General features: G+C 44.3%; 12 protein-coding genes. 11 read left to right on the forward strand and 1 reads right to left on the reverse strand.

Annotation, left to right across the window (positions count from 1 at the left end; genetic code table 11):
- Nucleotides 1–54 precede the first annotated feature (54 nt).
- The 11 genes from H8S64_RS12235 (at nt 55) to H8S64_RS12285 (ending at nt 19,909) form a co-directional block, all read left to right on the forward strand.
- A complete protein-coding gene (locus H8S64_RS12235; protein WP_186976302.1) occupies nt 55–1,236 on the forward strand; it encodes a FecR family protein in 1,182 nt (393 codons plus the stop codon).
- Nucleotides 1,237–1,315: 79 nt separating this feature from the next.
- On the forward strand, nt 1,316–4,969 hold the full coding sequence (locus H8S64_RS12240; RefSeq protein ID WP_186976303.1) for a SusC/RagA family TonB-linked outer membrane protein: 3,654 nt from the start codon (nt 1,316–1,318) through the stop codon (nt 4,967–4,969).
- A gap of 17 nt (nt 4,970–4,986) precedes the next feature.
- Nucleotides 4,987–6,501 carry a RagB/SusD family nutrient uptake outer membrane protein gene (locus tag H8S64_RS12245; RefSeq protein WP_186976304.1) on the forward strand — a complete coding sequence of 505 codons (1,515 nt, stop codon included), beginning with the start codon at nt 4,987–4,989 and terminating at the stop codon, nt 6,499–6,501.
- A 19-nt stretch (nt 6,502–6,520) separates the two neighbouring features.
- Nucleotides 6,521–7,381 (forward strand): substrate import-associated zinc metallohydrolase lipoprotein, encoded by an 861-nt coding sequence (locus H8S64_RS12250; protein ID WP_186976305.1) that lies wholly within the window; start codon nt 6,521–6,523, stop codon nt 7,379–7,381.
- A 10-nt stretch (nt 7,382–7,391) separates the two neighbouring features.
- Complete coding sequence (locus H8S64_RS12255) at nt 7,392–8,753, forward strand: DUF4302 domain-containing protein (RefSeq protein WP_186976306.1); 1,362 nt, start codon at nt 7,392–7,394, stop codon at nt 8,751–8,753.
- A gap of 25 nt (nt 8,754–8,778) precedes the next feature.
- Nucleotides 8,779–12,192 (forward strand): SusC/RagA family TonB-linked outer membrane protein, encoded by a 3,414-nt coding sequence (locus tag H8S64_RS12260; RefSeq protein ID WP_255469522.1) that lies wholly within the window; start codon nt 8,779–8,781, stop codon nt 12,190–12,192.
- A 14-nt stretch (nt 12,193–12,206) separates the two neighbouring features.
- Nucleotides 12,207–13,742 carry a RagB/SusD family nutrient uptake outer membrane protein gene (locus H8S64_RS12265; RefSeq protein WP_186976307.1) on the forward strand — a complete coding sequence of 512 codons (1,536 nt, stop codon included), beginning with the start codon at nt 12,207–12,209 and terminating at the stop codon, nt 13,740–13,742.
- A gap of 16 nt (nt 13,743–13,758) precedes the next feature.
- On the forward strand, nt 13,759–14,649 hold the full coding sequence (locus H8S64_RS12270) for a substrate import-associated zinc metallohydrolase lipoprotein (protein WP_186976308.1): 891 nt from the start codon (nt 13,759–13,761) through the stop codon (nt 14,647–14,649).
- 2 nt (nt 14,650–14,651) lie between these two features.
- Entirely contained in the window at nt 14,652–15,953 is a 1,302-nt protein-coding gene (locus tag H8S64_RS12275) for a DUF4302 domain-containing protein (protein WP_186976309.1), read from the forward strand.
- A gap of 19 nt (nt 15,954–15,972) precedes the next feature.
- Complete coding sequence (locus H8S64_RS12280) at nt 15,973–18,864, forward strand: leucine-rich repeat domain-containing protein (protein ID WP_186976310.1); 2,892 nt, start codon at nt 15,973–15,975, stop codon at nt 18,862–18,864.
- Nucleotides 18,865–18,946: 82 nt separating this feature from the next.
- On the forward strand, nt 18,947–19,909 hold the full coding sequence (locus tag H8S64_RS12285; RefSeq protein WP_186976311.1) for a hypothetical protein: 963 nt from the start codon (nt 18,947–18,949) through the stop codon (nt 19,907–19,909).
- A gap of 68 nt (nt 19,910–19,977) precedes the next feature.
- Here the strand turns inward: H8S64_RS12285 and H8S64_RS12290 are convergent, their stop codons facing one another.
- Nucleotides 19,978–21,660, reverse strand: coding sequence for an AMP-binding protein (locus H8S64_RS12290; protein WP_186976312.1), 1,683 nt, complete (start codon nt 21,658–21,660; stop codon nt 19,978–19,980).
- Nucleotides 21,661–21,783: the final 123 nt, after the last annotated feature.

The following is a 21,783-nucleotide window of genomic DNA, read 5'->3' on the forward strand; positions in this document are numbered from 1 at the left end:
TAAATGCGATTGAAGTTGTAGTGAATATATATAACCAGAATTGTGTTTATAGTAATGGAAACTGAAGAACAAAAAAGAAAGATTATAAAAGCTATTGCGGCTCACTTGGCAAATGTGTCTACCGAAGAGGAGGACTTGTTGCTGAAGGAGTGGCGAGCTGAATCCGAAGAGAATGAGGCTCTTTTTCAACGTTTTGCGGAAGAGGGATTTGTCGGACAGAAATTGGAGCGTATGGCGGAAGTTGATGTGAAGTCTGCGTGGTACTTGATGGAGAAACGGGTTGACAGGAAGAGGATGGAGGAAAGGCGTCGTCGGTTGCGTGTATACATGAATTATGCCGCCGTGGCAGCCGGGATTTTGTTGGTTATAACACTGGCGTATGTACTTCAGCCTTCGGAACAAAAGAAAGAGGTGATAGCTCAGCAGGAGATAAACGTGAGCAAAGAGGCTCATTTGGTATTGGGGAACGGGCGTATCGTGAAGATTGATGAGGCAGGGAATCAGGCTATTGATGAGAGTGGGGGGGTAACCATATATAAGGAATCCAATCATTTGGACTATTCGCGGAGCAATGAAGGGAAGGATTCCGTGGTTGTGTACAATGAAATGCACACGTTGAATGGGATGGAATATATGATGATTCTGGCGGACGGTACCCGGGTATTCTTGAATGCGGAGAGTAAATTGCGTTATCCGGTCAGGTTTCACGGTGAACGGGTGGTTGAGTTTGAGGGAGAAGGTTATTTCTGCGTGGCAAAGGATTCTTTGCATCCTTTTATTGTGAAAACGAAAGGAATGGACGTGAGAGTGTTAGGTACGGAATTTAATTTGCGGGCATATGATGACGAGAATTCTTTTGAAACTACATTGGTGAAAGGGCGGGTTGCAGTGAAAAGCGGTGAACACGAGCACGAGATTGTACCCGGGGAACAGGTCGTGTACGAGCGGGCTTCCGGTTTATTGAACATGCGTGAGGTGGATGTGAGTCTTTACACGGCTTGGCATTACTCGGAAATCAAGTTCAAAGATACGTCAATGGAACGGGTTGCCCGTAATTTAGCCCGTTGGTACGGGGTGAAGTTCGAGTTCTTGGATGAAGAATCGAAACGGGTAGAATTAGGTGGATGTATCAATCGGTACGAGAATATCGCTCCCATCCTCGATATGTTAAGACGGACGGAGTTGGTAAATGTTGTGTTGGAAAATAATACGGTTTACGTGTCTATAAAAAAATAACACGTGGGGAATTGGAGCTCACCACGTGTTTGTTTGTTACAGTTAATTAAAGTATGTCGAACTTTAATCTTACAAAAGTATGAAAAAAAGAGAAAGGAGTATCTCTTTGTTTATGAAAAAATTACTAAAAGAAATTTCAAAAGCAAGAGGTAAGTTGTTTATTTTGTTGTTGGGGGGGATTCTGGTCACGCATCCTGTGCTGGCACAAAATAAAAATGTGACGCTCAAGATGACGAAAGTGAATCTTGAGCAAGTGATCTGGGAAATCCAGAAGCAGACTGTTTACGTGTTCATGTACGGGGCACAGGATGTGAAGGCTGTTGTGAACTTGAACGTGGACGTGAAGAATCGTCCGGCCTTGCAGGTGTTGGATTCATGTTTGAAGGCAACCAACCTGACTTACACGGTGAACGGGAATAACGTGGTGATTAAGAAAAAAGAGGTTGTCAAGAAAGATCCTCCGAAGAAAGTCACAATCACGGGAATCGTGAAGGATGAGCAAGGAGAACCGCTTCCGGGGGTGGCTGTTATCGTGAAGGGAACCGCAACAGGTGCTGCCACGGATATAGACGGTAATTTTAAGTTTGAGGCTGACCGAGTGTCCGGCATGATTTTACAATTTTCGTTCGTGGGAATGGAAACGCAGGAGATTCCTTACACGGGGCAAAAGAGTTTGGCGGTTGTTATGAAAGATAAGTCCTTACAGGTGGACGAGGTGGTGGTTACCGGTTACCAGAAGATTGACCGTCGGCTGTTCACGGGGTCTGCCGACATCGTGAAAGCAGCCGATTTGGCGGTGGCGGGTTCCAATGACGTGGGACGTATGTTACAGGGAAAATCTTCCGGGGTACAGATTCAGAACGTGTCGGGTTCTTTTGGTGCGGCACCGAAGATGAGGGTACGCGGGGCGTCTTCCATTTACGGTGACCAGAAACCGTTGTGGGTAGTGGATGGTATCGTGTTGGAGGATGTCGTGGATGTTTCGGCTGATGACTTGGCTTCGGGAGATGCTGCCACGTTGATCAGTTCGTCGGTCGCGGGTGTGAACTCGGATGATATCGAGAATATACAGATTTTGAAGGATGCTTCCGCGACGGCTCTTTACGGGGCGCGTGCCATGAACGGGGTTGTGGTGATCACGACGAAACGGGGAAGTAAAGGTTCGATGCGGGTGAGTTATTCCGGGGAGTTCACGATGCGGATGAAACCGATGTATCAAGAATATAATATTATGAATTCCCAGCAGCAGATGATGTTTTACCGGGATTTGGAAAATAAGGGTTGGTTAAACTATGCTGATGTTTCCCGTGCGGCTCAAGGTGGCGTGTATCGCAAGATGTATGATGCTTTGGATAATTATGAGCCGACTGGCGGGTTCGAGTTACAGAATACCCCTGAGGACAGAATGCGGTATCTGTCTAAATATGAAAAGGTGAACACGGATTGGTTTGATATATTATTTAAAAACTCTATACAACAGAGTCATTCGGTTAGTTTTTCCGTGGGATCGGATAAAAGTAGTTTTTTTGCTTCGTTGAGTTTTTTCAATGATCCGGGGTGGACGATAGGAGATAATGTTTCCCGTTACACGGCTAATATGAATTCATCCTTTGAAATAAACAAATATTTGAAATTCAATTTTTTGACAAGTAGCTCTTATCGTAAACAGAGGGCTCCGGGTACGATAGGACGTGAAACTGATCCGGTAAATGGTTCTATATCCCGTAATTTTGACTTGAACCCGTTTAGTTTTGCGTTGAACACGAGCCGCACGATGCGTCCTTATGACGAGAACGGGAATCCGGAGTATTACGTGATGAATTACGCCCCGTTTAATATTATGCAGGAGTTAGACTTGAATTACTTGGACATTGATATGTTGGATTCGAAGTTTCAAGCTGAATTTGAGATTCGCCCGAAGGACGGGTGGGATATTAAGTTGTTAGGAGCGGTACGATTTGTGAAGTCCACGCGTGAGCATAAAATTAAAGAGGGTTCTAATTTGGCGGAATGTTATCGTGCGGATTACGATGCAACAGTGCGGGGTAGCAATAATTTCTTGTATAAAGATCCCAGTACGCCCGGGTTGCCGGCTATTTCCGTGTTGCCACAAGGGGGATTCTACAACCGGACGGACAATCGTTTGTTGAATTATTATTTTCGAGCAACAACCAATTATTCCGGGATGATTGCAGAGAGGCATATGTATAACGTGATGGCGGGAATGGAGGTACGGAGTACCAACCGTCGGGAAACTTATTCTAAAGGTTTCGGTATCCAGTATAACCGGGGAAACGTTCCTTTTATAGATTATCGGATTATCAAACAGATTCTGGAGCGAAATGATCAGTATTTCGGGTTGGAGAATGCGTACGATCGTTTTGTGGCTATGTTTGTAACCGGAAGTTTTTCATGGGCGGGAAAATATACGTTAAACTTGACCGGGCGTTATGACGGTTCGAATAGAATGGGACAGGCGACTTCTTCCCGGTGGTTGCCCACGTGGAATGTCAGTGGTGCTTGGAACGTGAAGGAAGAGTCTTTTATGCAGGATATAGATAATATCTCTCTTTTGACGTTGCGTGCCACGTATGGTTTGACGGCAAGTATGGGACCGGCAACGAACGCTAAGGCTGTGTTCATGGGTGATGTTTCTTTCCGTCCCACGCAGGCAGAGAAGGAGAATCAGATCGTGATTTACTCGTTGGAAAATTCGGAATTGACTTGGGAGAAACAATACGAGTTGAATCTGGGTGTAGATATCGGTCTTTGGAATAACCGGGTGAGCGTGAGCACGGATGTTTATTTCCGTAACGGGTTCGATTTGATCGGAATCCTGCGTACGATGGGTATCGGCGGAGAAGCGTTAAAATATGCCAATTATGCGGATATGAAGTCCAATGGGGTGGAGTTGACTGTTAATACTAAGAATATGATCCGACCGAAATTCTCGTGGACAACGAATCTAACGTTTGCTTATAATAAAAATGAAATCACGAATTTGGCATCCAATTCGCAAGTGATGCAATTGATATCACCGAGTGGGGCACCCATGGAGGGAAAGCCTGTTAGGGGAGTGTATGCAATTCCGTTTAAAGGTTTGAACAGTCAAGGATTGCCGACTTATTTGAATCAGGATAACGAGGTTACGGTATCGGATTTGAACTTGCAAGAGGTGCAGAAGACTGATTTCTTGAAATACATGGGGTCAGCAGACCCGAAGTTCACGGGAGGTTTCGATAATTCATTCAAGTATGGAGATTTCCGTTTAGCCGTTTTTTTTACTTATCAGTTCGGGAGTAAGATTTGGCTGGATCCCGTTTTTAAATATCGCTACTATGATAATGAGGCAATCCCGAACGAGTTTGCCGATCGTTGGATGGCAGCCGGGGACGAACAACATACGAAGATACCGGCTATTATTTCTCGCCGTCAATACAAGAGTAGTCCTGAATTGGAGTTAGCTTATAATGCTTATAATTACAGCACGGAACGTGTGGCAAAAGGCGATTTTATTCGTTTGAAAGAGGTTACGTTAAGTTATGATATTCCCAAGGATTGGATAAAAGGATGGAAAATCGAGAATCTTTCTTTCAGGGTTTCTGCGTCGAATTTGTGTATTCTATATGCTGATAAAAAATTGAAAGGTCAAGATCCGGAGTTTGCCCGTTCAGGTGGTGTCGCTTTACCTGTACCAAGGCAATTTACGTTGGCTGTGAAACTAGGGTTTTAATTAATAACGAGATATTTATGAAATCGTATATTTTTATTATATTGTTGTTTTCGACTTTTTTCCTCGGTTGTGAGTCATTTTTGAGCGAGGTACCCGATGACCGTACCGAGTTGAAGGATGTGGAGTCGATCAAGGCCTTGTTGGTTTCGGCGTACCCGGAGGGACATTATATGCTGCAAGGCGAGTGGATGAGTGATAACGCTGACGATAAGGGTACGTGGCAGATTTCTATATATCCACAGATGCAGGGAGAGGCTTATAACTGGGAAGAAAGTACGACGAATGATTATGATTCGCCCACGAAATACTGGGATGCTTGTTATCGTGCTATTGCGGCGGCAAATCATGCTTTGGAAGCCATTGATAATCTTGGTAATCCCTCTGAACTTCAACCGTATAGAGGAGAGGCGCTTGTTGCGCGGGCATACGCTCATTTCATGCTGGTTAATTTCTGGGGGAAACATTATAATCCGGCGACGATGGCAAGTGATTTAGGCGTGGCTTACGTGGAGAAACCGGAAAAGGAGGCTCTTGTGCTTTATACTCGTAACACGGTGAAAGAGGTGTACGAGTTTATTGAGCGTGATTTGACGGAAGGTTTGCCTCTGTTACGGGATAACGCTTACGATGTTGCCAAATATCATTTCACGAAAGCTGCCGGGGCGGCATTTGCAGCCCGTTATTATCTTTATCGCGGTGATTCATGGGATAAGGTACAGGCGTATTGCACGGAGGTTTTGGGAGAAGGAACTGGGTACAAAGATCTGTTAAGAAATTACACGCAGAATTATTTACCCGTGTCTTCGAATGTGATTGAGTATATGAAATTGTACACGAATTACGGGGAACCTGCCATATTGTTGTTGACCAACGGGGTTTCCATCTGGTGGCGGGCGGAGAGTTTCTCCCGTTACGGGCTTTCGCTGAGCAAGAAGAACGAGATATTCCCGGACAACGATCCGGTGTGCGGCGGGAAATTGATTTATCCGATTTATGGTGCGGCACCGACTTACGTTTTGTATAAATCGTACGAGTATTTCAAGAACACTTATCCTGGGTCAACAACAGGACGTCCCTATGTTTTCTGTGTGGCTTTCTCGATGGAAGAAGTGGCGTTGAACCGGGCGGAAGCTTACACGATGACAAAGGATTATGACAAGGCTTTGGCGGATATCAATTTGTTCCTGAGCACGCGTATTACCAGCTATACCCCGACTTCTCATACCGTGACATTGGAAAAGATCAAACGTTATTACGGGGAGCAGAAGAATGGTATAGAATTGGACCCATGGTATAAAGATCAGATAGATGCAGACCAAATGTTGGTATTGAAATATATCACCGATCTGAAGCGGAGAGAGTTTTGTTCGGAAGGTATGCGTTGGTTTGATGTCAAACGCTTCAATATAGAGGTGACACACAAGGAATACGGTACACAGAATGAGAATATTCTGACTAAGGATGATCCCCGGCGATTGTTGCAGATTCCGGTAACAGCGGTAAGTTATGGGATGGAACCGAATCCCCGTTAATAGATAAAATCGGATGACTATGAAAAAAGTTTTATTTAGCATTATTATATTGATTTCTTTCCAAGTATTATGGATGGGATGTAGTGAGAATGCCAAGTTCGACGATACGATCTATGATATAAAGGATCCTGTCTGGAATGAAGTAGACACGTGGATTTTTGAAAATTACGTGAAGCCGCATAATATAGAGGTTCTTTATCGTTGGAAAGATATTGAAACGGAGACCAATAAGAACTTGATACCTGCGCAGATAGATACCATTGTTCCTTTTTTACGGATGGTGAAGCACGGGTGGATAGATACCTATTTGGAACTTTGTGGGATGGACGTGATGAATCCGGTTTTCCCGAAGCAGATATTGTTATTGGGAAGTGCGGGTTGGAATGAAGACGGTACCAAGACGCAAGGTACTGCCGAGGGAGGTAAAAAGGTGGTGTTGTACGAGTTGGAAGAGTATGATCCTAAAAATTGGGATAATGTTATGCATTATATCCGGGTGTTGCACCACGAGTTTACGCATATATTGAATCAGAAAAAAGAGTATAATCTGGCATTTAAACAGATTACGCCGGATACTTATTCTGCAACGTGGACGGGAAATAGCGTGGAACAAGCCCGTTCTCTGGGGTTTGTGACTCCTTATGCGATGGCGGAACCGGGGGAGGATTTCGCGGAAGTGGTAGCGGAGTACGTGACAAACACGGCTGAATCGTGGGAAGCCTTGTTGGGGAAAATCTCGAACGAAACGGGGAAAAGTAATATCCTGAAAAAGCTGGATATGGTGAGAACTTATCTTGACGAGTCGTGGGGAATAGATATCGATAGGCTTCGGGAGCTTGTAAACACGGCGATAGATGATGTTGTACAAGGAAACTATTAAAGCATAGATTATGAAAAAAATATACTTATCATGGATAATACTGGGGCTGTTCTTCACTGCCTGTACCGTGGACAACGATACGGTATTTGACGAGAATGCGGTGGTACGGGTTCAGAAAGTGATTGATAATTGTGCCCAAGAATTGGTGAAACCGGAGTTCGGCTGGAGGATGCTTTACGTGCCTAACCCGGAAACCCACGGGGGGTATAATGTGTTGATGAAGTTTTTGGACTCGGAAAATGTCAGAGTGTATACCGACTTCGTGGAGGAAACTACGGTTTCTACTTATAGTTTTAACGCTTCCCAAGGTCCGGTGTTGAGTTTTGACACTTATTCCTGCCTGCACTATTTGGCAGATCCGAAAAACAAACCCCAAGGAAAAGGATTACAGGGAGAATTTGAGTTCGTGATACAAAGTATTTCGGCGGATTCTATCGTGTTTCTGGGAAAGAAATACAGCAATAAACTTGTATTTACTGCCGCCGAGGAAACCGATTGGACCGAGTTAATGGAGGCTTCCCGTAAGAATATCGAACGGATGGCACCACCGAAAGACGCACCTTTTTTCAGGGGATTGATGATGAATCAGACAGCTGTTAATCTGATTTATGATCCGGATACCCGTAGCGCAAGTTATACGTATGCCGATGATGAAACGAAAGAAATCAAGACGGCCCGTACGGCTGTTTTCGGGACGAAAGAAGGAATTGCCTTCCAGCCGAAAATTAAAGTAAACGGGGTCGTGTTGGGCGCATTGAAATATAACGAGGCAAAGGATTTGTTTGAATCGAATACTCCGGGTGTTATCGGTAGTTTGAAATATAGTCATAAACCGCCTTTCCAATTCTACAATTCGGTGAGGGATATGCAGAGCGGTAGTGATCTGGTCGGTTTGGCGAAAATTGGTAAACTTGAACCCAGTATGGCTATTATGTCGGAAATCGTGAAAATGCTTTCCAATATGTCGTTTATGTGCGAGGAGTTGAAAAACGGGTATCCGTTGGCGGTGCTTGCCGGTTTGAAACAAATTAGAATCGTGTGGCAGTTAAATTACAATGGCACGATGGTCGGTCCGTGGCTGAGTTTCTTCGGGGCGGAAAACGGGTTTGCCGAAGCGAATTGTTCATTGGATTTGGGTATGGAGATGGAGGTATTACGTGATGATCAGTTGCGCTTCTCGCTTATTCCGGGAATGGTGATAAGTAATAATGATAAATTTTGGTCGAACATGGAATCCCAGATTACTTACGAAACATTTCGGCGGTTCTTCACCGACCCGGCAGGATTCACGATTGTGCCGGCCGGTAATAATCAGTATTATTTTGTGAATCTGGCAGACTCCAAACGTTGGATCGTGTTGACAAAAGAATAATCGATGTGATTTAAAAAGAATGTTTATGAATATGATTCAGAATAAATTACGAAATATATACTTGCTGTTATTTTTTCTTGTAGCGTGGAACGGGCATTTGTTCGCGGAGCGGGAGATAAGTAACGTGATGACGGCAAGGAACGTTTTCACACGGGATACCGTGAAAAAGGATTCCAGTGTCATTATACAAGGTCAGGTTTTTGATGAAGCTAATACTTCGCTTCCCGGTGTGACGATTAAGATTAAAGGTACACAAGCGGGTACGGTTTCTGATGCCGATGGAAAATTTAAATTGACACTTCCGGGAGGGAAATATACTTTGATATTTACTTATGTCGGTTACAAGAACCGGGAAATAAGCAGCACGGACACGAGGGCGTTGAGAAAGGTCGTGTTGCAGGAAGATGTACAATCTATTGACGAGGTCGTTGTGACCGGTTACCAGACGATTGACCGTAAACTCTTTACCGGTGCGGCATCCGTGGTGAGAGCCGATCAGCTGGAATCGGACGGGGCGAATGACATCGCCCGTATGTTGCAGGGAAAAGCTGCCGGCGTTGCCATACAGAACGTGTCGGGTACTTTCGGTGCGGCGCCTAAATTGAAAATTCGGGGTTCTTCTTCTATTTTCGGGGAAATGCGGCCTTTGTGGGTAATCGACGGGGTGGTGTTGGAAGACGTGGTAGAGGTTAGTGCCGACGAACTTTCATCGGGTGACGCCACTACTTTGATCAGTTCCGCCGTGGCAGGTCTGAACGGGGATGATATCGAAACCTTCCAGATATTGAAAGATGCTTCGGCAACAGCTCTTTACGGGGCGAGAGCCATGAACGGCGTGATTGTAATCACGACTAAAAAGGGTAAAGTAGGACAGATGAAGTTGAATTATTCGGGAGAGTTTTCCGTGCGGCAAGTGCCTTCCTATCGGGAGTACAACATCATGAATTCTCAGCAACAGATGGGTGTGTACCTTGATTTGGAAAGTAAAGGCTGGCTGAGTTACGTGGGGATACGGAACGGTGCTAACGGTGGTGTTTATCGTAAAATGTACGATGCCTTGAGTGACTATTATGACGAGTCGGGTTTTGAAGTTGAGAATACCCGAGAAGGACGGGCAAAGTTCTTGCAAAAATACGAGAAGTTGAACACGAATTGGTTCAAGGCACTTTTCCGCCCGAGTATACAGCAAAGTCATTCCGTGTCCATGACAACGGGATTGGAAAAGGCTAGATTCTATGCTTCTTTGAGTTATTTCGGTGACCCGGGGTGGTCGCCCACGGATGACGTGAAGCGTTTTACGGCGAATATCAATACAACGATAGATCTTGCCAAATGGATTAGTATAAACATATTGACAAACGGCTCCATGCGTTTGCAGAAAGCACCGGGAACCCTTTCCCGGTCAGTGGATGCGCAAGCGGGAACAATTTCGCGGGCGTTTGATATCAACCCGTTCAGTTATGCCTTAAACACAAGCCGGGTGCTGCGTCCGAGGGATGACAATGGAAATCCTGAGTATTACGTGATGAATTATGCCCCGTTCAGCATCTTGAACGAGTTGGATAATAACCAGATTGATATCGAGTTGTTGGATACGCGGTTTCAAGCGGAAGTGGAGTTGAAACCGTGGAGGCCGCTTAACGTGAAATTGATGGGTTCCGTGCGTTACGTGAAGAGTAGCCGGGAACACCAGATTCACGAAAATTCCAATATGGCGGAGTCTTACCGGGCGGATTATAACACGATGGTACGCGAATATAACGGTAATTTATACCGGGACCCGGATAATATTACCGGGGTACCTGTTTCCGTGTTGCCGAAAGGTGGTTTCTATACCCGTTCGGATAACTCCCTGCTGAACTATTATTTCCGCGGGATGGCGGGTTACAACGATTTATTGAATGATTTCCACAACGTGAGCGTGTTGGTGGGAATGGAATTGAAAAGTACCAAACGTACGGCTTCCGAGAACTATGGTTACGGGATGCAATATGACCGGGGAAATGTTCCTTTCGTGGATTACAGGATATTGAAAAAAGCGATAGAACAAGGACTTTCTTATTTCGATTACAAAAATATGACCGATCGGTTTGTGGCTCTGTTTGCCACGGCGGGGTATTCCTTCAACGAGCGGTACACATTGAACGGTACGGTACGTTATGACGGTTCCAACAAATTGGGTAAATCGAAGACTTCCCGTTGGCTGCCGACGTGGAACGTCAGTGGTGCATGGCATTTGAAGAGTGAATGGTTCCTGCGGCATACTGAGTGGTTATCAAGATGGACATTCCGCGCGACATACGGGTTGACGGCTAACATGGGACCCGCCACTAATGCGGCAGTGGTATATAGAAACGCGATACAGTATCGTCCGGTGGATTACCGGGAGAACGGTATTTATATCGAGGAACTGGAGAACTCTGATATTACTTGGGAAAAGCAATACGAGTTGAACATCGGTATGGACTTGGGTATATTCAATAACCGTTTCAGTCTGACTGTTGACTGGTACAAACGTTCCGGTTTCGATTTGATCGGTTTGATGCGGTCTGCCGGTATCGGGGGAAAGAGTTTCAAGTTTGCCAACTACGCAGATATGACTTCTCACGGGTTCGAGTTCACGTTGAACACGAAAAATATCAATACCCGTGTTTTCAAGTGGGAAACAAATATGACCTTCTCTTACAACAAGAATAAAATTACCAACTTGTACTCGAACCCGCGGGTGATAGACTTGTTGCCGGTAGAGGGATACCCGAAGGAAAATTACCCTGTGCGGGGACTCTATTCCATACCGTTTGTCGGATTGAATAGTGAAGGTATGCCCGTGTTGATGAACGAGAACGGGGTGGCTACTGTCGGGGAGGTTAATTTTGAAGAGGTGAATAAAACGGATTACTTGATTTACGAGGGACCGGTTGACCCGAAAATGATTGGTGGGTTTGACAACACGTTTAACTTCAAGAATTTCAAGGTCGGTATATTCTTCACGTACCAGTTCGGAAGTAAATTGCGTCTTTACCCTTCATTCAGTGCCCGGTATTCCGATTTGTTGGGAATGGGACGAGAATTTGCTGATCGCTGGATGTTGCCCGGAGATGAAGAGATAACCAATATTCCGGCTATCCCTACCGTGCGCGATAATCAGAATTACCCTTATCTGGAAAGAGCGTACAATGCTTATAATTATTCTAACGTACGCGTGGCTAAAGGGGATTTCATTCGCTTGAAAGATATTTACGTGACCTACAACGTGCCGTCGAATATCGTGAAGAAAATAAAGTTGAATAATTTATCCGTAAGAGCGGCGATTTCTAATGTAGCCCTGTTATTGTCGGATAAAAAACTGAAAGGGCAAGATCCCGAGTTCGTGCGTTCCGGTGGGGTTGCGCTTCCCGTGCCGAGGCAATACACGTTTACATTGAAATTTGGATTCTAACTAAATATTTTGCTATGAAGAAAAGTAATTTGACATTTATCATGATGGGACTACTGCTATTCTGCGGGTGTGACGACTTCCTGAATGAGGAACCGGACGATCGGGCAAAAGTTGAGAGTCCAAGTGATATAAAAGAATTATTAGTGAATGCTTATCCGCGCGCCAGTTATTTTGTGATTTGCGAGATGATGAGTGATAACGTGGCGGATAGAGGGTTCAGCAATAGTTGTGCGACCGCAGTAACCGACGATGAGATGTACCATTGGAAGGACGGGACGGATAGTGATGCGGATTCTCCTTTTGCCGTGTGGACAGGATGGTACGAGGGAATCGCCGCAGCGAATTATGCTTTGCGGGTGATTGACAGTAAACCGGATCAGGAGAACTATAACGCAATGCGGGGTGAAGCCTTGTTATGCCGGGCTTTGGGGCATTTCCTGCTCGTTAATTTGTGGGCGGAACATTACGATCCTGCCACGGCATCGACGGCTCCGGGGATTCCTTACGTGACGGAGCCGGAAACCGTGGCGATCAAAGAGTATACGCGCAATACAATGGAAGAGGTGTACGATATGATAGAATCGGATCTTCGCCGAGGTCTGGTTTTGATAGACGATAAAAGTTATACTATGCCTAAATTCCATTTCACGAAGCGGGCGGCTCACGCGTTCGCTGCGCGATTCTATACTTACAAGGGTACGGATTGGGATAAGGTGGTTTACCATACTTTACAGGCGGCACCGGAGAATTTTGCCACGGAAATGCGGGATTATAGCGTGTTGAATAATATGACTATCATGGAATACATGAAAGAATACACGAACCCCGCTTTGGCAAACATCCTGCTTGCCGTGTGTATGGAAACTTACTGGAATGATTTGTACCAGACTTGTCCCCCGAAGAACTCGCGTTACGTGTTGAGTCCGGCGATGGCTTATTCTTTATTTCATCCCAATTCTTCCAACAATCTTCAACGCGGGCGTTGGGTGTACCGGAAGGAAGGTACGGGAACTTCAGTATCATCGATGGTAAAGTTTTATGCTTACTTTAAGAATATATCGGAAACATCTAATTGGGGAAACACTTACGTGAATATGCCGATGTTCACGGTGGAAGATGTCGCGTTGAATCGGGCGGAAGCGTATACGATGCTGGGGGATACGACACGTGCTTTGCAAACGATTAATCGCTTCTTGAGTATGAGAACATCGGATTACGATCCGGTAAAGCATGGTTTGAACATGAAGAGAATTATAACCTATTTCCAAGAACCTTCATGGGATGACCAGCGTCCGGAACCTCACTATAAGGCGGAATTGGATGCCGATAAGAACAAATTGTACCTGATGATGGCTATTGCCTACCTGCGCCGCAAGGAATTTATGCAGGAGGGCATGCGTTGGTTTGATATCAAGCGTTTCCACTTGCCCGTGGTGCATACGTTGCATTGGGAGGGAACGGAGATTGCTTTGGATCGCTACGATAAGCGGCGTGCGTTACAAATCCCGCAGGAAGCACAGAAGGTGGGGGTAATACCCAATGAACGTTAACCTTAAATTTATCCTTATGAAAATGAATCGTTTAAAATATTGGATATTTACAATCTTGTTTACCGGATTGTTGGCAGCTTGTTCGGATGATGACGATTTTTCAGATACAATTCTGGATACGACTCCAGAACCGTTGACGGAAACGGATGTTTGGATCATGGAGAATTTTACTCAATCTCATAACATAGATGTAATTTATAAATGGCGCGACTTTGAGACCAATCAGGAACTGAATCTGGTTCCGCCTTCTGAAGACCGGGTGATTCCCTTTCTCGATGTGATTCGTCGGGTATGGATGGAGCCGTATATTAAATTGGGGGGAATCTCTTTCTTCAATAAAACAGCCCCGAAACAGTTGATGCTCGTGGGTTCGGCTGGATACTTGGAGGACGGTCTTTATCTTTTGGGTGAAGCGGAACAGGGTAACCGGATTACGGTCTATTCGATCAACAATTCCGATCCTTACGAGGAAGGTATGTTGTTACGGAACACGAATACGTTCCATCACGAGTACGTGCATATCTTGCACCAGTTGGAAAAATATCCGCCGGCTTTCGAGGAAATCAGCGCGATGGACTACACGACGAATTGGGCTGCAATCTCTGATCCTTATCAATTGGGTTTCGTGTCCAATTACGCGGCGGCGGATGCTAACGAGGATTTTGCCGAAACAGTAGCAAAATTTATTATGATGGATGAAGAAAATTGGCAGGGGATGTTTTTATACCCGGATTCCGAGGAAGCAAGAAAAAAATTGAAAGAAAAAGAAACCATCATGCTACAGTACATGAAGAATGTTTGGGGAATTGATATGCACCAATTGCGTAAACTGGTGCAGGACGAAATTGCCAAGATTCTGAAGGAAGGTAAACAGGATAATGAAGAAGAACAATCTAATGACGACTAGCTATGAGTAAGATAATGATATACGTATTGATCGGGATGTTGACCTTCATCGCGGGGTGTGAGGTAAATAACGACTACGTTTTTGATGATATATCAACTCACCGGATCACGAAATACATAGAAGAATGTGAAGCCGTGTTGCAGGAAGCTCCCCACGGCTGGAAATTAGTATATTACCCGGACACGAGCCAATACGGGGCTTTTACCTTTTTGATGAGGTTCCATGACGGCAATCGTGTAGCGATGCAATGGGACGGAGATCAAGATGTGACGGAAAGTAACTATTCTTTTAATACTTCTCAAGGACCGATATTAAGTTTCGGAACCTATTCCTTATTGCATAAGTTGGCGGATCCCACACCCGATGTTATCGGTGGTAAACCGGGACTCGGTTTCGGCGGGGAGTACGAGTTCCTGATCCAGAATGTCAGTGACCGGAAAATCGAATTTCTCTCGAAGAAAAAGAAAAGGAAAGTGATATTGGAATGGGCAGCCTCGGAAGATTGGGATAACATGGAGCATAACCGGGAAATGGTACAGCGTTTCGCTGTTGACCCGCAACTACCGTTATACCATTATTTACAAATCGGCGATCAGCTGGCTTGCTTCCTGTATAGCCAGAAAATGCGTATGGTTTACATGGTATGCCCGGAAGGAAATTCGGTACAGGCGTATCGTCTGCCGTGGTCTTCCACTCCGCGGGGGATTCGTTTTGATGAACCGGTCACTTTTGCGGGTATCACTTTTTCGGAAGTGACGATTGATGCCAATGGTGTCATGAGTATCGTGGATGCCGACGAGAAAGGTCATTTTTTTAGAGCGGAAAGCAAAGAACAGAATTGTCTGGTACGTTATTCGGGAGCTGTCGCTGCTTCCAAAAAGTATGACGGTTTTAATCTGGTGGAGTGTGGAAGTGGATTTGACGTGTTGGTTCCTAAAGATAGAGGAGTAGAAGAATTTCGTTTCTACTGGAATCTGGCGGGTTACGCCGGGGTGGAACTCTATATGCGTAGGGAAACCGGTATTGCCACTTATGCAACTTTATACCCGCATACGGTTGTGGATGACGGAATCGGAGATTGTATCGTGTTCACGAAACCTGAATTTCCGAGATACGAGATTGGCGGGGCAGTGACGAATACCGATTATTCTTGGTTTGGTTTTTCTTACGAGAAAATATTGGAGCCATTGTTTCTGACATCGGAAGGATTGACCGTGCTTGCCTTTGGGAAGCAGACGTTTATCGTTAAAAACGGCGATAGTACCGTTTGGGGACTATGTAGCGCGAAAGAAGGTAGGGATTAATTAATTAACAATGAAGATTATGAAAACGATAAGATTACTGATAATATTGTTGATAACCTACATGGGGTATAGCTGTAGCGATGAGGAAGAATCATTGAAAAAGTTTATCTCCGACAAGGTGGAAATATCAGATTTAGAGTTGATTATTCCGTCAGGAAGACTTACCGAGAGGACAATTATTACTTCAGATATTGATTGGACGATAGAGGGAGGCGATGGTTGGTGTTCCTATGAACCGAAAAGTGGAGGGGCGGGAACGACAATTGTGAATTTTACCCTAGAACCCAACATGGAGTATGATGATCGTAGTGTGAATGTCACGCTTTTAGCGGGAGGAAAGAAGTACACATTGACCGTGTACCAGAAAAAGAAGGATGCTATCATTCTTTCGAAAGACAAGTTCGACGATATCGGGATGGAAGGGGATGAGATAACAGTCAATTTGCAGACTAATATCGACTATCGGGTAGAGATTCCGACAGCATCCGCCTCTTGGATCACGGTTTTGCCGGAAGGCAGGAGTAGTGGTTTGGCTCGTGGGTTGGAAAATAAATCCATGTCTTTTAAAATTGATGCGACACGGGATGAAAGTGCCCGGGTAGGAGAGATTATTTTTATGAGTGTCGAGGACGAGAAGTTGAGAGATACCGTCTATGTTTATCAAGTGCAACGGGATGTTATTGTGCTTTCCCGGTCAGAATATGTCGTGCCGCTAGAGGGGCAGACGTTGAAAATTGATTTACGTTCGAATGTAACATATGACGTGGAGATTCCGCAAGACGTGGACTGGCTGCGTTTGGAGCCCGGGCGTCAACGTTCGCCCAGAGTGGATCGTTTGTTGCTGCAAGTAGATGAATTTATGGATGGAGAAACCAGAAATTGCGTGGTTACCGTCAGGGATAGAAATAATCCCTCGTTATATGCGGAAATAAAAGTTTTACAGATAGATCGGGAGATTATTGTGATCGAGGATTCCGAATTTGTTGTAGACAGAGTATTGACAGCTCCGCGGGAAGAAGCAACCTACATGTTGAACATCTCGGATAATATTGACGGGCGTTATGAACTTGTTATTCCCAACCATGCTAATTGGATTCAGCCTGCTCCCGTGACTTTCGGGTTAGCATCGGGAAGTATGCGGATCAAATTGACAGAGAACCCGATTGATAAAACGCAGCGTATGGCTAAAATTTTTGTGCGAGGGATAGATAATCACGAAACTGTTGATACATTGACCGTCGTTCAGGCCGGAGGTATAGAAGCGGATCTTGACGAGCGGAAAATCATCTATGAAATAGCATTAGCTTTGGATTTCGAGAATTGGCCTGACGTTTTTAAGAAAGCTTGGTCTATGGAAAAACCGATAGAAGAGTGGTATGGGGTGAAAACACGTGACGGTAAAGTGATTGAACTTACATTCCCGGCGGATGGAAACGGACAGATTTCACCTAAAATCGGAGAACTTACTTATCTGGAAACCTTGAGTTTCGGTGGTAGTTACTCTGTTGCCGGGCGTAGGGTTTCCGGACCGATACCGCCGGAAATCAGTAGGTTGACGAACTTGAAAAAGTTATCGTTGAGAGGTGATTTTACAGAATTTCCGGTAGAATTTGGGGCTTTGGAAAGCCTTGAAGATTTGACCTTGAATTTCTCTTTCTATGATGCGTTAGATGTGATAGGTGATCTCGAGAATTTGAAAAGATTGACCATCACAACCGGTTTTGCCGGTCCGATGTCGGAGAACTGGGCAAAATTGATAAAATTGGAATACCTGAGTCTTTCTACGACTGGATTCACGTCAGTAGAACCTGTCGAACGCATGGTGTCGTTGAAGACGCTTTCTTTGTCCAATTGCAAGAATGTGCAAGGTGCTCTTCCCGGTGGAGTGGGATATTTGACGGCTTTGGAATCGTTGTCTATAACCAATAGTTCGTTCTCCGATCTGTGTACTTCATTGGGAAGTCTGGTGAATCTTAAAACTTTGACCATCACTGGAAATAACTTCAATTTTATACCGGAAGATATTGGTGGATGTAAATCATTGATCACGCTGAACATGAGCGGTAATAATATTAGTGGGACGATACCGGAATCTATCGGGGATTTGGTAAATGTTACCACGTTAAATTTGAGTAACAATCAATTGACAGGGAATATTCCCGCAACGATCGGCGGAATGAGGGAAGTTACTTCCATTGAATTGAAAAATAACCGATTAACGGGAATTATTCCTTCTTCTGTCGGCAACTTGGTAAAAGTAACTAAGCTTGACTTGAGTAACAATCGATTGATAGGTTTATGCCCGGAGATCGGTAATATGTATGCCTTGAAAACATTGGATGTATCGGATAATCGTTTGGAAGGGACGATACCTTCATTGGGCAAATTAACAGCATTAGCTACTGTTAAATTATCCAGAAACTCATTGTCGGGGACCATACCGATGGATTGGAATAAGAACATGACGGGATTGTCAAGGATAGAATTAACTAATAATCAGTTGGAGGGTGAAATACCGAGTACTTTAGCGTTGTTGCCTAAATTGACATACTTGTGTCTGGATTCGAATAGGCTGGTGGGAGAGATACCGTCTACTTTATTTAAGGTAACCACTTTGAAGGACCTTTATTTGCAAGATAATCAATTAAGTGGAGAACTTTCTGTTGATTTCGCTAATTTCAAGTTGAACAACCTTGATTTACGTGATAATAATTTTGAAGGTGCTATTCCGGAGAAAATTAGTGAAGGTGGTTTTACTCTTTCGAAAAGTGTTTTACATTTAAGTGGCAACAGATTGACAGGGACAATTCCGCAGAATTTGTGGTCTAAAATGGAGAGTCACCCTAACTGGTCAATTCGAGAACAGCAGAATGGGGTTATATTGGCTCCTCCTCCCGGTAAAACGGAATGATTGAAATAGAGATTGTTCGAGAGGTATAAAGACTCTTGATGTTTGCCTCTCGAACACCTTTTGAACTTAAAAAATATTGGATATGAAGACTAGATGGATACACATATTGGGAATACTTTTTCTGACATCTCTTTTTGTCGGATGTAGTGATGATAACGAGAACGAGCCGGAAGTGCCTGATCCCGGTACAAAAACCCCGGAAGCATTGGTCGCCCCTTCGGATTTAAGGGTTGCAAGCTACACGTATAATAGTGCGATTTTACTTTGGAAAGGAAACGCCGATAAATATGAAATAAGATTTAACGAGGGTGAAGCCATGGAATTGGAAGGTACCTCGTTTGGGACGGAGTCTTTGCAACGTGAAACGGATTATAATTGGGAAGTACGAGGAATCCGGGGGGAGGAATACACGCAATGGGTTAAAGGAGAACCTTTCAAAACTACGGCTTACGTGGACCCCCGTGAACGTTGGTGTGGTGAATGGATGAGCCAGAACTGGGGACTTGCCTTGTATTTTTCCGGTAAAGAGATTTCGTTAGATGATTTTATTCCGGAATTGCCCGAGGGAACCTTGAATGAATTGTTGGCTCTATTCTATTTCACGATAGAGAAAGAGGGTGGAGAGGGAAGTAATTTGATTCGGGTAATCTCCCCGCTATTGACTGAATTGGAATTACCGGATTCTTTCACCATTCCGCTCGAGGAAGATGAATTCCGTTTGGATATTCCCCGAACAGACACGATCACCATACTTAAAGATGTATCTTTGCCTTTGGCAGACTTCCCGTTTATTTCAGAGATTGACGGAATTAAAGAGTTGATTCAGAACAATAATTTGACGGATTTCAAGTTATTAATTAAACAAATTTCCATCGAATTGGGACCTATGGATACAGAGGAAGATATTATTCCCGCTAAAATCAGCGTGTCTACCGGAATGATTCTGAAAACAGATAATGAGTTAGTTAATGTATTAATCAATATGTTTGACCCGAAATTGAATGGGAATTTCACGGCGGATTTAATGATAAATACAAGAAATTGAAAGAATCGAAAAAGAGGTTGTCTAGGCAACCTCTTTTTCTTGTAAATATTCTAGATAAAAAAGAATGATTAATTCATTTTATTATAAAGAAAACGCTTGATCTTGTGAGTCGGGGTTTTTTCAAACGGTTCGTGTTGAACCATTACCAGTTGTAATTTTGAGAAATTATTTACCCGTGCATTCACGTAATCGCGAAGTTCTTGTTTTTGTTCTTCGATATAATCGTTGATCTTCTTTTTATAATCTCCGGCTTGATCTTTGAATTTCTGGTATTGTTTTTCCAGTTCTTCCATGTTGAAATGAACCATGGCAACAAGTTTACCGCTATTTTCAACGACCAAAGACTCGTTCACGAAACGGAAATTATTGATGATAGATTCTATTTCTTCCGGGTAGATATTCTCACCGGACGCACCTAATATCATCGTTTTGATTCTTCCCCGGATAGCCAGACGACCTTTCTTGTCCAATGTACCCAAGTCCCCGGTTTTAAACCAACCGTCTTCGGTGAAGACCTCGGCATTGAGTTCCGGGCGTTTATAGTACCCTTGCATCACGTTGGGACCTTTAATCCAGATTTCCCCTTGTCCGGATTTGTCCGGATTGTCGATACGGATGTCAACCCCTTCCATGATAGGACCTACTCCTTGCAGGAATGTTTGCGAAGGATTCGAACCGGCAGCCATGGGAGCGGTTTCCGTCAGACCGTAACCGATAGCGTAGGGGAATTTAGCTTCCCGCAGAAATTGCTCCACGGTACCGTCCAGTTTGGAACCACCGATTCCGAAAAATACCAATTCTCCCCCGAATGTTTCCATCAGTTTCTTGCCCGCCATACGATTCAAAAGTTTACGAGTCGGTGCAAACTTATAAACCGCGCTCATGAGTTTTGAACTCGTGAATTTGGGTAAAACTTGTGATTTGTATATTTTTTCGATAATCAACGGCACGGACAAAACAACGGTAGGACGAATCTTCTGCATCGCCGGAACCAGTAATTTCGGTGTCGGTACACGGTCGAGATAGAAAACTTGAGCACCGAACATAAGCGGTAGCAAAAGTCCCAGCGTGTTCTCGTAAGTATGTGCCATCGGCAATATACTCAAGAAGCGATCGGCTTCACTCACGTGTTGGATAGTACAGCATTGGCGTGCGTCCCACACGAGGTTTTTGTGTGTCAGTACTACACCTTTCGAGAATCCGGTTGTTCCTGAAGTGTAGATGATCGACGCGATGTCTTCCTCCTCGATGGAAATTTCCGGGAGAGGAGTCGTGTTATTCAAATCGATATCCGGTACTAACTTGTCCAAATCTTCCGGTTGGTAACATCCTTCCGGCATCGTGGCGAAGTTATTGATCAGGATTTTATGTTCTAGATAAGGTGTTTTCACATCTTCAAGACATTTTGCCAGTAGGCGGGAAACGAAGATTACCTTTACTTCCGCGTGTTCCAGAATATTCTGCAATTCCGTGGCGCAGAATCCCGGCAAGACAGGTACGGCAATAGCCCCGATGTTCGCGATGGCAAATTGGGTGATTCCCCAGTTCGGCATATTCGCGCTTAATATGGCTACCTTATCACCTTTCTTTACGCCCAAATGAAGTAAATGATTGGCAATAGATACAACTTCGTTATATAAATCTTGGTAAGTTCTTTTTCCGCTTGCGACAAAATTTAAAGACAAATTTTTTGAAAACTTGGAACAGCTTGTTTTCAAGAGTTCCGGTAACGTCAATTTCTTTAAAGTCATGTTCTAATAATATGAATTTTCCCTACAAAGATAATAAAGAAAATAATACGTTGTCGTTAAAATATTGCAAAATAGAGTAAATGACTTGAAGATGAGGCAGAAGTCGTAACTAAAGGAACCATG

The sequence above is a fragment of the Butyricimonas hominis genome, from assembly GCF_014287455.1.
Lineage (GTDB): Bacteria > Bacteroidota > Bacteroidia > Bacteroidales > Marinifilaceae > Butyricimonas > Butyricimonas muris.